General features: G+C 65.9%; 9 protein-coding genes. 5 read left to right on the top strand and 4 right to left on the bottom strand.

The features are described 5' to 3' along the window. Positions 1–666, bottom strand: coding sequence for a Tim44/TimA family putative adaptor protein (locus ACRY_RS03125; RefSeq protein ID WP_011941307.1), 666 nt, complete (start codon positions 664–666; stop codon positions 1–3). Between the two features lie 126 nt (positions 667–792). Here ACRY_RS03125 and ACRY_RS03120 point away from each other — a divergent pair, with 126 nt between their 5' ends. The 5 genes from ACRY_RS03120 (at position 793) to ACRY_RS03100 (ending at position 10,337) form a co-directional block, all read left to right on the top strand. Next, positions 793–1,347, top strand: a complete 555-nt coding sequence (locus ACRY_RS03120) for a histidine phosphatase family protein (protein ID WP_007424623.1) — start codon at positions 793–795, stop codon at positions 1,345–1,347. Positions 1,348–1,477: 130 nt separating this feature from the next. Beyond that, positions 1,478–2,884, top strand: a complete 1,407-nt coding sequence (locus ACRY_RS03115) for an efflux transporter outer membrane subunit (protein WP_231295323.1) — start codon at positions 1,478–1,480, stop codon at positions 2,882–2,884. A gap of 2 nt (positions 2,885–2,886) precedes the next feature. Then, on the top strand, positions 2,887–4,047 hold the full coding sequence (locus ACRY_RS03110; protein ID WP_011941305.1) for an efflux RND transporter periplasmic adaptor subunit: 1,161 nt from the start codon (positions 2,887–2,889) through the stop codon (positions 4,045–4,047). Continuing rightward, a complete protein-coding gene (locus ACRY_RS03105; RefSeq protein WP_011941304.1) occupies positions 4,044–7,241 on the top strand; it encodes an efflux RND transporter permease subunit in 3,198 nt (1,065 codons plus the stop codon). The genes ACRY_RS03110 and ACRY_RS03105 overlap by 4 nt, the downstream gene beginning before the upstream one ends. Before the next feature lie 3 nt (positions 7,242–7,244). Continuing rightward, a complete protein-coding gene (locus ACRY_RS03100; RefSeq protein ID WP_011941303.1) occupies positions 7,245–10,337 on the top strand; it encodes an efflux RND transporter permease subunit in 3,093 nt (1,030 codons plus the stop codon). Positions 10,338–10,344: 7 nt separating this feature from the next. Here the strand turns inward: ACRY_RS03100 and glgA are convergent, their stop codons facing one another. The 3 genes from glgA to ACRY_RS03085 are packed head-to-tail and all read right to left on the bottom strand — an operon-like array spanning position 10,345 to position 15,633. Next, a complete protein-coding gene (glgA, locus tag ACRY_RS03095) occupies positions 10,345–11,784 on the bottom strand; it encodes a glycogen synthase GlgA (RefSeq protein WP_011941302.1) in 1,440 nt (479 codons plus the stop codon). A gap of 2 nt (positions 11,785–11,786) precedes the next feature. Beyond that, positions 11,787–13,058 carry a glucose-1-phosphate adenylyltransferase gene (glgC, locus tag ACRY_RS03090; protein WP_011941301.1) on the bottom strand — a complete coding sequence of 424 codons (1,272 nt, stop codon included), beginning with the start codon at positions 13,056–13,058 and terminating at the stop codon, positions 11,787–11,789. Between the two features lie 58 nt (positions 13,059–13,116). Next, on the bottom strand, positions 13,117–15,633 hold the full coding sequence (locus ACRY_RS03085) for a glycogen/starch/alpha-glucan phosphorylase (protein ID WP_011941300.1): 2,517 nt from the start codon (positions 15,631–15,633) through the stop codon (positions 13,117–13,119). Between the last annotated feature and the right edge of the window lie 65 nt (positions 15,634–15,698).

The raw sequence follows: 15,698 nt of genomic DNA, 5'->3' as shown, positions 1-15,698 counted from the left end.
TCAGCCGCTGCGCGCCGCCGCCAGCCGCCAGGTCGGGTCGGCCGCGCCGAGGGATTTCTCGAAACTCCAGAGGTCGACGATCTCGGTCATCGCCTCGGTGCCAGCGATAACCTGCCCCTGTCGATCACGCGTGTAGTTCTGCTGGTCGGAGACGAAGCGGACGACGATCACGGCCTCGCCGCCGAGGAGTTCGGCCTCGTCGATCGTCGCCTCGACAATACGGACGATCTCGGTGTGCTGGGTTTCGCCAGCCTCGGCGCGCTGGGCCACCGCCTGCTCGAAGGTCGCGAACACGCCAGGCGTGAGCAGCGGCCGCAGGGCCGCGAGGTCGCCTGCGGCGAAGGCAAGCACGATGCGGCGGAAGCTGGCCTCGGCGCCGTCGAGAAACCGGGCCGGATCGAAGCCGCGCTCGGCCTGGGCGATGCGCGCGAGCGTCTGCCCGACGACGGTGTGAGGCGCGGGCACCGGGCGGGTGGACCGCGGCGGCTCGGCAACCCCCTCGATCACCGGGCCGCCGGGACGCTGCATGCCGCCGGCCGCAGTCGGCTCGGGCATGGGCGGCCGCTCGTAGCCGGTGCGACGGCCCAGCACGCTGCGCAAGCGCAGCACCAAGAAGCCCGCGACGAGCGCGAGAAGGACGATATCGACGGGAAATCCGGTATGCATGACGCTAAGACACCTGTTCTCGGGGCAAGCCCGCCCTCGTGATAGGCCGAGCGCGGCGCGCCCGCAACCGCGGCATGCCCGACGCGCGGTTTGCCGAAGCCCCCGGCGCAGGGTATCGCTGAAGGCATGATCCTGCTTCGCCACGGCCAGAGCGAGTTCAACCTCCACTTCACCGCGACGCGGCGTGACCCTGGAATCGAGGATCCCGGACTGACCGAACACGGGCACGCGCAGGCGGAGGCCGCGGCTTCGGCGCTTGAAGGGCACTCGCTGCGGCGGCTGATCGTCTCGCCCTATACCCGTACGCTGCAGACGGCAGCGCCGGTGCTGGCGCGGCGGCCCCTCGATGTCGAAATCTCGGCGGAGATCCGCGAGCGGTTCCACTTCACCTGCGATATCGGCAGCCCACCGGATCGCCTTGCCGAGAGGTTCCCGGATCACGATTTCGCGCACCTGCCGACTCGCTGGTGGCCTGACGAAACCGAGACGGAGGAGGCGGTGATCGAACGCGCGAATCGGTTCCGCGCGGCGATGGCGGCGCGGCCGGATTGGCGGGAGACGCTGGTGGTCAGCCATTGGGCCTTCATCCTGGCACTCACCGGACAGTCACTGACCAACGGTTCATGGATCAACTATGATCCGACCTCGCCGCCGCCGTCCGCCTTGCGCTGGCGTCCCTGACCGCGGCCGGCGCAGGAGGTCTTGAATCGTGCGTCAGACATCAAAAAATACGTCAGGCCTGAAGTCGTATCGGGACGAGAAGACGGGCGCGGAAAGGCCAGAGGCGCGTGACACGACGACCAATCACCGCATGAGGCGCCTCCGCCTCGCCGCCGCCGCGCTGCTGACGCCGGGACTTGCAGGCTGCGCCGTCGGTCCCGCGTTCCACATGCCGCAGACCAATGTGCCGGCGCGGTTTTCGGCCACCGCGGACGCAAAGCCGGCCTGGCCGAAGCCCGGATGGTGGCGCCATTTCGGCTCGCCGGAGCTCGACCGGCTGGTGGAAGCGGCGAAGGCACACAATTTCTCGGTGATCGAGGCGATCGACCAGCTCGAGGCGGCCAACGCGCAGGCACAGATCGCCGGCGCGCCACTGCTGCCAGCGATCACGGGCAGCGGCAGCGGGTCATTCCAGCAGATCCAGGCGAATGCCGGCAACGGGCTGCAGGCGGTGGATACGCGCAGCTTCACCGCGACGTTCCAGGCCTCCTACCAGCTCGATTTCTGGGGCAAGAACTATGACGCGCTGCGCGCGGCGCAGGCGAACGCGGCGGCGGCGGAATTCAACGCGGCGACGGTGGCACTGACCGCCGAAGCCTCGGTCGCCACCGTCTATTTCCAGGTACTGGCGTACCAGGACCAGCTGGGAATTGCGCAACGCAATCTGAAGGCGGCGGAGGGGCTGCTCGCACAGTTGCGGGCGGAACTGCGGGCCGGGATCGTCGATGCACCGACGGTGGCGCAGCAGGCTGCGCTGGTTGCGTCTGAGCGGGCGAACATTCCCAACCTGGTCTCGCAGATGCGCCAGGAGGCGATCGGCCTCGGCATCCTGACGGGGCGGGCGCCGGAATTCCTGCGCGTGCGGGGCGGCTCGCTCGGCGCGCTGACGGTGCCGGCGCTGGCGCCGGGACTGCCGGCCGGGCTGCTGGAGCGCCGGCCCGACATCGCGGAGGCGAAGGCCAACCTGATCGCCGCCAACGCCAATGTGCGTGGCGCGATCGCGGCGTTCTTCCCGTCGATCACGCTGACCGGCTCGGGCGGCTGGCAGAGCAAGGCGCTGAACCTTCTCTTTGCGCCAGGCTCGACACTGATCTCGGCGGCAACCTCGATCGCCCAGCCGATCTTCGAGGGCGGTGCACTGACCGGGCAGCTGCGGGTGAGCCGCGCGACCTATCGGGAAGATGTCGCAAAATACGAGCAGGCGGTGGTGCAGGCTTTCACCGATGTCGAGACCGCGATGACCGCGCTGCGCTACGCCACCGACCAGGAAGCGCTGCAGCAGGTTGCGGTCGCACGCGCCCGAGCCGCGCTGGATGGCGCCAGGGCGCAGCTCAGGGCCGGCGTGGTCGATATCGGCACGGTGCTGAACGCCGAGCAGACCCTGCTGTCGGACGAGACGACGCTGGTGACGACGCGGCTCACCCGGCTCGATGCCGCGGTCAATCTCTACAAGGCGATGGGCGGTGGCTGGACGGCCGGCGCCGGCAAGGATCACTGACGATGGCGAAACGGCGCGGACGGATCATTTTCGGGCTGGTGGCGCTCGCCCTTGTCGGCGCGGTGGCGTACCGGCTGGCGCACCGGACGAAACCCGCGCACGGCGGCGGGGCAACGGCGATTCCTGTGGAGGTGGCGAAGGCGACGCGGCAGAACGTGCCCGTCTACCTCGATGCGCTCGGCACCGTCGTCGCCTACCACACGGTGACGGTGCAGCCGATGATCACCGGGCCGCTCACCAGAATCCTGTTCACGCCCGGCCAGTTCGTGAAGAAGGGCGATCTTCTCGCGGAGATCGATCCCGCGCCCTATCGCGCGACACTCGACCAGGCGGAGGCGAAGCTTGCGCAGGACAAGGCGAGTCTCGCCAACGCGGAAATGCAGGCGCGACAATACGCCTCGCTGGTCAAGCAGAACTACACCTCGAAACTGCAGGCGGCGACGGCGCTCGCCACCGCCGCCGAGGATCGGGCGCTGGTGAAGCAGGACGAGGCCAGCATCGAGACCGACCGGATCAATCTCGGCTATACGCGGATCACCGCGCCGATTTCCGGACGCACCGGCATCCTGCAGGTGAATGCCGGCAATATCGTCAGCCCAAGCACTACCAGCGGCATCGTGGTGATCAACACGCTGCAGCCGATCTCGGTGCAGTTCAGCCTGCCGCAGCAGGATCTGCCGGCGATCATCGCCGCGATGAAGCGTGGCAAGGTTGACCTGCTCGCCACCGAGGAGGGCGATCCGCAGACCGCGAAGGTGCTCGACCACGGCACGCTCGCCGTTCTCGACAACACGGTGAATGCGAACACGGGAACGCTGACGCTGAAGGGCACGTTTGCAAATCCGGACCTCACGCTGTGGCCCGGCGCCTATGTGAACGTCCGCACGCTGGTCCGGACGATCGACAATGCGGTGACCGTGCCACCGGTCGCGGTGCAGCAGGGACCTTCCGGTAGCTTCGTCTTTCTCGTGAAGCCGCCGGCCAAGAAGGGGGGATCGTTCACCGTGATTGACCAGAAAGTGACGCTCGGCGTGCAGACGGCGCGCGTCGTGGTCGTCACCAGCGGACTTGTCCCTGGCGACGAGGTGGTGACCGAGGGCAATTCGCGCCTGAAGGGCGGATCGGCGATCCACATCGTCACGGGTTCCGCCGGCGCGCCGTGAACATTTCCGCCCCGTTCATCGCCCGGCCGGTCGCGACATCGCTGCTCGCGATCGCGCTGCTGCTGATCGGCGCGATGGGCTATCGGGCACTGCCGGTCTCCTCGCTGCCACAGGTCGATTTTCCGACGATCCAGGTGGTGACCAAGCTTCCCGGCGCCTCGCCGGATACCGCCTCGAAACTGCTGACCGCGCCGCTCGAGCGGCAGTTCGGGCAGATCGCGGGGCTGGCGGCGATGAGTTCGATCTCGAGCCAGGGGACCAGCGCGATCACGCTCCGGTTCGACCTCTCGATGCCGATGACGACGGCCGCCCAGGACGTTCAGGCCGCGATCAACGCCGCCTCGGGCACGCTGCCACCAAACCTGCAATATCCGCCGACCTATTCCGAGGTGAATCCAGCGGACGCACCGATCCTGACGCTGGCGCTGACCTCGCGCACGCTGCCGCTCGACGCCATCGCGGATGCGGCTCAGACCCGGCTTGTGCCCAAGCTCTCGCAGGTGAAGGGAGTGGGCAAGGTGACGGTCGAGGGCGGGCTGACCAAGGCAATCCGCATTGAGGTGAACCCGGCGCGGCTCGCTGCCTATGGCGTGTCGCTCGAGGATGTGCGCAACGCCATCGCCAATGCCAACCAGTCCGGCGCCAAGGGCGCGCTGGACGGGCATAATCAGGCCTACACGATCGGCGCCAACGACCAGATTACCATGCCGGCGCAGTATCGCGACCTGATCATCGCCTATCGCAATGGCGCGCCGGTGCGGCTGTCGGCGGTGGGGACGGTGAGCCCTGGCCTCGAGAACGACCTGCAGAGCGCGAGTTATGACGGCACGCCGGCGGTGGTGGTCGATATCCAGCGCCAGCCCGGGGCGAACATCGTCAGCACGGTGGCGGATGTGCGGGCTGCGCTGGCGGGGCTGCGCGCGGCGATGCCGCCGGGCATCGATGTGAAAGTCGTCGCCGACCGGACGGGGACGATCCGTGCCTCGGTGCGGGACGTGCAGATCACGCTGATCACCGCAGCCCTTCTCGTCGTGCTGGTGATCTTCCTGTTTCTGCCCAATCCGCGCGCGGTCCTGGTGCCGGCGGTGGCGCTGCCGCTCTCGATCGTCGCGACCTTCGCGGTGATGAACGAACTTGGTTTCCAGCTCGACAATCTCTCGCTGATGGCGCTTACCGTCGCTTCGGGCTTCGTGGTCGACGACGCGATCGTGATGATCGAGAACATCGTCCGCTTCATCGAACAGGGCGAGTCGCCGCTGAGGGCCGCCTATCTCGGCAGCGCGCAGATCGGCTTCACCATCGTGTCGCTCACCGTGTCTCTGGTCGCGGTATTCATTCCACTGCTGTTCATGCCGGGAGTGATCGGGCGGCTGTTCTCGGAATTCGCGGTAACGCTGTCGATCGCGGTGGTGATCTCGGCGGTGGTGTCGCTCACGCTGACGCCGATGATGAGCGCGCGGCTGCTGCGCGGCGCCGAGGCCTCGCAGCCGGGACGGATCGCGCGCGCGGCGGAGGCGGCGCTGGCGAGCGTGCGGGAGCGCTACCGCGCCGGCCTGGCCTGGAGCCTGCGGCACCAGCGGCTGATGCTCGCCACCTTCGGGGCGACGGTCGTGGCCACCGGCATCCTGTTCGCGATCATCCCGAAGGCGTTGCTGCCGCAGGAGGATACCGGCGCGATCGTCGCCGTGACGGAAGGCGCGCAGAGCATTTCGCTCGATGCAATGACGCGGCTGCAGGACCGGGCGATCAGGGCGATACGCGCCGACCCGGCGGTGGCGGGCGTCACTTCGCTGCTGGGGTCCGGCCTGACCAACCCGACGCCGAATACCGGCCGGCTCGGCATCACGCTCAAGCCGATCGGCCAGCGCCCCGCGATCGACACGGTGATGTCGCGGCTGCAGGCGCGGCTGGCCGGGATTCCAGGACTGCATGCCTACATGCAGCCGGTGCAGGACATCACGCTTTCCTCGCGTGTCTCGCCCACGCAATATCAATACACGCTCACCGACGCCGACCAGACGGAACTTGACGCATGGGCGCCGAAGATCCGCGCCGCCCTAGCCGCCCTGCCGCAGATTACCGACCTCGCCAGCGACCAGCAGAACCAGGGGCTGGAGACCTATATCGACGTCAACCGCGCCGCGGCGGCACGGCTTGGCATTTCGATGGCGACGATCGAGGCGACGCTCTACGACGCGTTCGGCCAGCGGCAGGTCAGCACGATCTATACGCAGAACGCGCAGTATCGCGTGGTGCTCGGCGTGGATCCCGCCTATGCACGATCGCCGCAGGCGCTGGCCAGCATCTATGTGCCAACCGGCAGTCTTTCGGCGAGCGTCTCGTCCACGGCGCTCGGCCCCGGCGGATCGGTGAGCGGAAACAGCACGACGGCAACGGGGGCCGCGGGCAGCGTCAGCACGTCGGTAGCCGGCGAAGTGCCGCTGCTGGAGGTGGCGAAGATCGACCAGCGCTACGGACCGCTCGCAATCACCCGGGAAGACCAGTTTCCCTCGGTGACGCTCAGCTTCAATCTCGCGAAGGGCGCGTCACTCGGCGCGGCCGAGAGCGCGATACGCAGTGCGGAGCAAAAACTCGGCGTGCCGGATACCATCAGCGGACGGTTCTCGGGGGCGGCGGCCGAGTTCGAAACCTCGCTCGCGCAGGAGCCGTGGCTGATTTTCGCGGCCCTCGTCGTCATCTACATCGTGCTCGGGGTGCTTTACGAAAGTACGATCCATCCGGTGACGATCCTCTCCACCCTGCCCTCGGCGGGGATCGGCGCGCTGCTCGCGCTGATGCTCTTCGGCGCGGATTTCACCCTGGTGGCGCTGGTCGGCATCGTGCTGCTGATGGGCATCGTGAAGAAGAACGGCATCATCATGGTCGATTTCGCGATCGAGGCTGAGCGCACGCGGGGGCTGAGCCCGGAGGCGGCGATCACCGAGGCGGCGATCCTGCGGTTCCGCCCGATCATGATGACGACGATGGCGGCCCTGCTCGGCGCGGTGCCGCTGGTGCTGGAAGGCGGCGCGGGCGCGGAACTACGCGCGCCGCTCGGCATCACCATCATTGGCGGATTGCTGGTCAGCCAGTTGCTCACGCTGTTCACGACACCGGTGATCTACCTCGCGATGGACCGGCTGCGGCCGGCACGGCGGGAAGCGCCGGCGGCACAGACTGGCCCGGCGGAATAGGCGGTGAACGTCTCATCGATCTTCATCCGGCGGCCGATCGGGACGACGCTGCTTGCCCTTGGCATCCTGATCGCCGGCGCGCTGGCCTATCTGCAACTGCCGGTCGCACCGGTGCCGAGCATTCCGATTCCCGCAATCGTCGTCTTCGCTTCCGATCCGGGGGCCTCGCCGGCGATCATGGCGAGCACCGTTGCGGCCCCGCTGGAACACGCGCTGGGCACGATTCCGGGGGTGAACGACATCCGCTCACAGAATTCGGTGGGTTCGACATCGGTCGTGCTGTTGTTCAATCCAGGGCCGGATATCAGCGTCTATGCCCACGCGGTGCAGGCCGCGATCAACGCCGCGCTGCCCAACCTGCCCGCCTCGATGCCACGACGGCCCTATTACAAGGAATTCAATCCGGCGTCGCGCCCGGTGATGTCGCTGGCACTGACCTCGGACACGATGAGCCTAGCGCAGATCTATAACGTTGCCGACACGGTGCTGGACCAGAGGCTGGCGCAGGTACCCGGGGTGGCGCAGGTCGGCATCTATGGCGGCGGATCGCCGGCCGTCAGGATCCGGCTGAACACACAGGCACTCGCCGCGGCCGGACTGACCAGCGCCGATGTCTACAACGCAGTACGCAGCGCCAATGTCACACAGCCGCTCGGCGTGATCGAAGGACCGCACCGAGCCTGGACGCTGGTTGCCAACGGACAGCTCACCAGCGCAACGCAATATCGCGACATCGTGCTCAAATCGGCGTCGGGCGCGCTGCTACGACTATCGGACGTGGCCTCCGTGATCGACGGCGTTGCCAACACGCAGCTTGCCGCGAGCGCGAACGGCAAGCCGGCGATCACCATCGAGATCACCAAGACCGCCGACGCCAACGTGATCAAGACGGTCGAGGGCGTGAGGAAACTGCTGCCAGACATCCGCACCTGGCTGCCGCCGTCGGTGAAGCTGTCGATCCTGAACGACCGCACGACAACTATCCGCGCGAGTGTGGCCGACATCCAGATCACGCTGCTGATCACCATCCTGCTCGTGCTCGCGGTGGTCACGCTGTTCATGCGCCGCATGACGCCGACCATCGCCGCCGGTGTCACGGTGCCGCTCTCGCTGGCCGGGACCGTGGGCGTGATGTGGGCACTGGGTTTCACGCTCGACAATTTTTCCCTGCTGGCGCTGACCATCTGCGTGGGCTTCGTGGTCGATGACGCGATCGTGATGATCGAGAATATTGTGACACAGCATGAGCGAGGCCTGAGCGGCATCGAGGCGGCTCTGGTTGGAGCGCGGCAAATCGGTTTCACCGTCATCTCGATCACGATCTCGCTCGTCGTCGTGTTCCTCCCGCTCACGCTGATGGGCGGTGTCATCGGCGACCTGTTCTACGAGTTCGCGATGACGCTTTCGGTGGCCATCCTGATCTCGGGCGCAATCTCGCTCACGGTCACGCCGATGGTTTGCGGGCATTTCATGGGGCGGACTCCGAAAGTGGGGCGTGACTCGCGGATCGCGCGTGGGATCGACCGGCTCTACCGGCGCAGCCTCGATGCCTACGCGCGCAGCCTAGACTGGGCGCTCGCGCATCGCTGGCTGATGCTGGCGAGCTTCGCGCTCACCGTAGCCCTGACCATCTTCCTCTACATCAAGGTACCCAAGGCGTTCATTCCCGAGCAGGATTCGGGGCTGATCATCAGCCATACGATGGCACCGTCAGACGTGTCATTCTCGCGGATGAAACGGCTGGAAGCGCGCGTTGTTGCTGCGATCCTGAAAAATCCCGCCGTGGATACGGTGAGTTCGCGCATCGGCGTCGCCAACGGATTCTCCACCGCCAATCGCGGTCAGATGTTCATCCAGCTCAAGCCGCTATCCGAGCGCACGGCGTCGGCACAGGAGGTCGTGCGCCAGCTTCAAGCGCGACTCGCGCGGATTCCGGGAATCACCACGTTCATGTTTGTGGCGCAGGACCTGTTTTTTGGAGGACAGTCGAATGGCGGAGAATACAGCTTCTCGGTCGTCGATCCCTCTCTTGCGGGATTGGATCAGGTTACAACAGAGATCGAACGGAAGCTGCGCACGCTAAAGCAGGTCGACAATATCTCGACCGATCAGAACAAGGCACAGACCCAGATCACGGTCGAAATAGACCGCAACGCGGCTGCGCGTCTCGGCGTCTCGATTGCGGCGATCGACGGCGTGCTGCAGAACGCCTTCGCGCAGCAGCAGATTTCTCGGATTTACGAGGCCGAGAACCAGTATTCAGTGATCCTGAAGGTGCCGGAGGGATTGGATCGCTCACCCGTCGATCTCCAGCATATCTATGTCGCCGGCACGAAAGAGCCGCTGCCGCTTTCGGCTGTCGCGCATTATGTCCGGGCGACGGCACCGCTCTCCGTCACGCATCTCGACGGCTTGCCAGCCGGGACGATCAGCTTCAATGTCGCAAAGGGAACGTCTCTCGGGCAGGCGATCACCGCGGTGAAACAGGCCATTGCCTCACTTCCGCTGCCCGCTTCCGTGAAGATCAGTTTTGGCGGTAACGCGCGTTATTTCATGAAGTCGGTGAACGACGAGCCGCTCCTGATCCTCGCGGCGCTGATCGCGATCTACATCGTGCTAGGCGTACTCTATGAAAGCCTCGTCCAGCCGCTGACCATTCTCTCCACGCTGCCGTCAGCCGGCGTTGGCGCCCTGCTCGCCTTGCTGGTGACCGGCACACCGCTCTCGGTCATCGGCATTATCGGCATTTTCCTGCTGATGGGGATCGTCAAGAAGAATGGCATCATGCTGGTCGATTTCGCGCTGAATGCCGAGCGTGAACATGACATGACGCCGGCCGAGGCGATCCGCGCCGCCTGCCTCGAACGCTTCCGGCCCATCATGATGACGTCACTTGCCGCCGCCCTCGGGGCGCTGCCCCTCGCCTTCGCAGTCGGCACGGGCGAACAGCTCCGCCGGCCACTCGGTATCGCGGTGATCGGCGGACTAATCGTTTGCCAGGCATTGACGCTCTACACCACGCCCGTGATCTATCTAGCGCTGACCGGGTTCGGCCGCCGCCGGGCCCGAAGGCTGGCGACCCTGCCGGCGGAATGAGCGTTATCTAACGCGACGTCAGGGACCGATAGAGAGCCGCATAGTTTCGCGCTGGCTCGGTCCAGGAAACGTCGAGCGCCATCGCGTTGCGCTGCATACGGCTCCACTTGTCGGGATCCGCATATAGTGCCGCGGTGCGTCGGAGGCCGTCCGAGAGGCCGGCCTCGCTTACAGGCCCGAACTGGATTCCCGTGGCGACACCGGCGGATATGGCGACGGGATTGGCGTCGATCACGGTGTCGACCAGGCCGCCGACCAGCGAGACCACGGGAATTGCGCCATAGCGCTGGGCCGCCAGTTGCGTAAGGCCGCAGGGCTCGAACCGTGACGGCACGAGAATCGCGTCGGCACCGCCCTGAATGAGATGCGAGAGCGATTCCTCGAAGCCGATGATCGCGGCAACGCGGCCCGGCCGAGCCGCTACCGCCTCGCGCAGCGAAGCCTCGATCCCGGTTTCGCCAGTACCGAGCACCGCGAGCTGCGCCCCCAGCGCGTCGAGAACGGGCAGGGCTTCGATGATCAGGTCGATCCCCTTCTGCCCGGCCAGGCGGCTGACCACGCCGAACAGCAGCGCGCGCGGATCCGGCGCGAGGCCCATCCGCGCCTGTACTGCGCGCTTGTTCACCGCCCGCGCAGCAAGATTTGCGACATCATAACGCGCGGCAAGATGTTCATCGGTAGCAGGATTCCACGTTGCCGTATCGAGGCCATTGAGAATGCCATGCACTGCGCTGCCACGCTTGCGAAGCAACCCGTCGAGCCCCATGCCGCCATCCTGCGTCGCGATCTCGGTGGCATAGCGGGGCGAGACGGTGGTGATGGCGTCGGCGAATTGCAGACCGGCCTTGAGGAAGCCGATGCCGCCGAAATATTCCACACCGTCGATGACGAAGGCGCTGGCCGGCAGACCGAGCGCGCCGAGAAGATGGGCAGGAAACCAGCCCTGAAATGCAAGGTTGTGAACGGTGAATACGCAGGGCGGCGCGGCATGACCTTCATAATGAAGATAGGCGGGCACGAGACCGGCCTGCCAATCATGCGCATGGAGCAGATCGGGCACGAAACCACCGACGGCACCGCGGGCGAGGAGCGCGCCCGCCCGGCAAAGCGCCGCGAAGCGCTGCGCGTTGTCGGACCAATCGACGCCGTTCGAGGCGATGTAGGGATTTCCCGGGCGCGCATAGAGATGCGGTGCATCCAGCACGAAGAGATCGTGCCTGCCAGCGGCCGCGGCGCGAATCTCCGCTGCACCGCCGAAGAGGTCGGGAATCCGCAGGACGGATTCCGCGCGATCGAGCGCGGCGGTGACGGCTGGATAGCCCGGCACCAGCGACCGCACCGTGATTCCTTCGGACGACAGGGCCGCCGGGAGCGCGCCCATCACGTCGGCGAGGCCGCCGGTCTTGACGAGCGGGTAGATTTCCGATCCGACCGAGAGGACGCGCATGATCAGGCGGTCATCAGCCGGTCGAGCATCGGCTGGGTGATCAGACACACCCCCTGCGCGGTGCGGCGGAACCGCCGCGCGTCGTCCTCGGGATCCTCTCCCACGACCAGCCCTTCCGGAATCCGCACGCCGCGATCGATCACCACATTGGCAAGCCGAGCATGGCGGCCGATATCGGCACCCGGCAGGATCACCGCGTCACTGACCTGCGAGAAGGAATTCACGCGTACTCCGGTGAATAGCAGCGAGCGGCGCAGCGACGCCCCGGAGACAATGCAGCCGCCAGAGACGAGCGACGATATCGCCTGGCCGCGCCGGCCCTCCTCATCATGGATGAATTTCGCGGGCGGCGTGCCTTCGGTGTGGGTCCAGATCGGCCAGGTGCGGTCATAGATGTCGAGCGCAGGCACGAAATCGGTCAGGTCGATGTTGGCCTCCCAATAAGCATCGATCGTGCCGACATCGCGCCAGTAGGGCTCCGGCTCCTGCGCCGAACGGACGCAGGAACGCGCAAAGTGATGTGCACAGGCGCGGCCTTCGCGCACCAGCGCCGGGATGATGTCGCCGCCGAAGTCATGTTTCGAATGGGGATCATCGGCATCGCGTCGCAGCACGTCGAACAGGAAGTCCCGCTGGAAGACATAGATACCCATGCTCGCCAGCGCGACTCCCTCGCGACCCGGAATCGGCGGCGGGTTCGCCGGCTTTTCGAGAAAGTCGATGATGCGGTCGGATTCGTCGACATGCATGACGCCGAAGCCCCGGGCGTCGGCAAGCGGGACTTCCACGCAGGCGATGGTGACATCTGCCTGCTGGGCAACATGCTGCTGGAGCAGCACCTCATAGTCCATCTTGTAGATGTGGTCGCCGGCGAGGATGATGATGTATTCAGGTCCAATGCTTTCGATGATGTCGATGTTCTGGTAGACGGCGTCGGCGGTGCCGAGATACCAGTTCTGTTCGGAAATCCGCTGGCTGGCGGGGAGGATATCGAAACTCTCGTTGCGCTCGCGCCGGAAGAACGCCCAGCCGAGCTGAAGATGACGAATGAGGCTGTGGGCCTTGTATTGAGTGGCGACGCCGATATGGCGGATGCCGGAATTCAGGGCATTGGAGAGAGCGAAATCAATGATGCGCCACTTGCCGCCGAACTGCACCGCCGGCTTGGCTCGCCGGTCGGTCAGTTCGTGAAGACGTGAGCCACGGCCGCCGGCAAGCACATAAGCCATGGCGCTGCGCGACAGCGGTGTGGTCCGTTCGGTGCGTCCGTTCATTGTTTTTCCTCCCTCATGCCGCCGGGACGTCTGGCGGACTTGTTTCAGTTGTATCGGCTCATCTCTCCAAGCCTGTTACATGCCAAATCTTTTCCGCGTATTCGCCGATCGCACGATCGGACGAAAACGGCCCCATGCCCGCCGTATTGAGCACCGCGGCACGCCACCAGGCGTCGCGATCGCGCCATAGCGCGGCGACGCGGCGCTGGGCCTCGGCGTAGGAATCGAAGTCGGCGGTGACAAGGAAGCGGTCGGTACGGCGCAACTCGTCGACGATCGGGGCGAAGCGCGTATCCTCGCCGGGTGAGAAGGTGCCGCGACCGATCGCCTCGATTGCGCCGGCCAGCGCGGGCGAGGCGACGATCGAGCATTCCGGATGCCAGCCGTCGAGCCGGCGCACAGCAACCTCTGCTGCGGTAAGGCCGAAGATGAAGATATTGTCAGCGCCCACGTGATCGCGGATCTCGATATTCGCTCCGTCGAGCGTGCCGATGGTGAGCGCGCCGTTCAACGCGAATTTCATGTTGCCGGTGCCGGAAGCTTCCATGCCGGCCGTCGAGATCTGCTCGGACAGATCGGCGGCGGGAATGATGATCTCCGCGAGACTGACATTGAAGTTCGGCAGGAATACGACCTTGAGCAAGTCGCTGGTGACTGGATCGTTATTGATCACGCTCGCGACGTCGTTGATCAGCCTGATGATCAGCCGCGCCTGCGCGTAGCTCGCCGCGGCCTTGCCGGCGAAGATCTTCACACGCGGCACCCACCCCGCCGCGGGTCGGGCGCGGATCGCCTGCCAGAGCGACACCGCTTCGAGAATGTTGAGCAGTTGCCGTTTATACTCGTGAAGGCGCTTGACGTGGACATCGAACAGCGCGTCGGGATCCAGGCCGATACCGAGTTGCTCGCCGACCAGGTTCGAGAGCGCCACCTTGTTAGCGCGCCGGCAGGCGATGAGCCGGGCGCGGAGACCGGGATCGCCGGCCAGCCCGCGCAGACCGGCAAGGACTGAGGGATCGTCGAGGACGGCGTCGCCAAGCACATCGACCAGCAGGCCGGTCAGTCGCGGGTTGGCCTCGAACAGCCAGCGGCGAAAGGTGATTCCGTTGGTGACGTTGGTGATCCGGTCGGGATGGAGCACGTGCAGGTCGTGAAAGACGGTCTCGCGCATCAGGCCGGTGTGCAGCGCGGAGACGCCGTTGACACGGTGCGAGCCGACAAAGGCAAGCGTGCCCATACGCACGCGGCGGCCCTGGGTCTCGTCGATCATGGACAGGCTTGCCTGCAGCGAGTCCGAAGCCGCCCCCTTCGCGCGGGCCGCTTCGAGATGGTCGGCATTGAGTCGGTAGATGATCTGCATGTGTCGCGGCAGCAGACGCTCCATCAGCGCGACTGGCCAGGTCTCCAACGCCTCGGGCAGCAGCGTGTGGTTGGTGTAGGAAAAGCAGCCACAGGTGATGCGCCAGGCTTCATTCCAGGCGGTTCCGTGCCGGTCGACAAGCAGGCGCATCATCTCGGCGATCGCGATCGCGGGGTGGGTGTCGTTGAGCTGGATCGCCGCCATGTCCGGCAGTCGGGAGAGATCGTAGCCTTCGGCGAGATGGCGGCGGAGGATGTCATGCAGTGAGGCAGCGGAAAAAAAATATTCCTGGCGGAGCCTGAGTTCCTGGCCAGCCGGCGTCGTATCCGACGGGTAGAGGACACGCGAGACTGATCGCGCCCGCACGTCGTCGGCGACGGCGCCGAGGTAGTCGCCAGCGTTGAAGGCGTCGAGTCGCAGCGGCGCGACGGCCCGCGCGGACCAGAGGCGAAGCCGGTTCGCATGCCGTGCCCGCCAGCCGATGACCGGCGTATCATGGGCAACGGCACGCACGAGTTCGGCGGGATGCCAGACGCAGCGGGTGGCACCATCATCGTCGCCAACCTGCTCGACATGGCCACCGAAGCCGATATCGCAGTCCCGCTCCGGCCGGCGGATTTCCCAGGGATTGCCGGCGGCGAGCCAGTCTTCCGGTAATTCGACCTGAACGCCGTTGCGGATCTCCTGACGGAACAATCCGTTCTCGTATCGGATTCCATAACCGCAGGTCGGGATCGCAAGACTGGCCGCACTCTCCATGAAACAGGCGGCGAGCCGACCGAGCCCGCCATTACCGAGGGCAGCATCGGGCTCGGCGGCTCGGACGCGCTCGAAATCTGCACCGAGTTCGCCAAGGGCCGCGCGCGTCAGGCCGGTCATGTCGAGATTGGTCAGGGTGTCCACCAGCAAGCGGCCGACCAGGAACTCAAGTGAGAGATAATAGACGCGCTTGTGCCCGGCCACGCGGGTGAGATCGTCCGAATCGAGGGCGTGCGCAACCACGCGGTCGCGCAGGGCAAGAGCGAGCGCCTCGAACCAGTCGCGATCGCTGGCCGTGCGTTGGTCCCTGCCAAGGGCATAGACCAGCTTCGCAAGAATTGCGTCCCGCCAGTCGGCAACGGAACGGATGGGAGCGAGCGCCAGCGGAACGGCAGGGCCCGGCGCGCGGCCGGATGCGGGAAGATCGGAGTGATCCCGCGTAGACACGTTACTCATCGGGAGCGCCTCTGTTTCCGGTTTTCATGTATGGCGCACTTCCCGATCTGTGGGGTCGGATACCG

The organism is Acidiphilium cryptum JF-5, assembly GCF_000016725.1.
Lineage (GTDB): Bacteria > Pseudomonadota > Alphaproteobacteria > Acetobacterales > Acetobacteraceae > Acidiphilium > Acidiphilium multivorum.
Note: the sequence above shows the minus strand (reverse complement) of the source record. Positions and strands in the feature narration are given on the sequence as shown.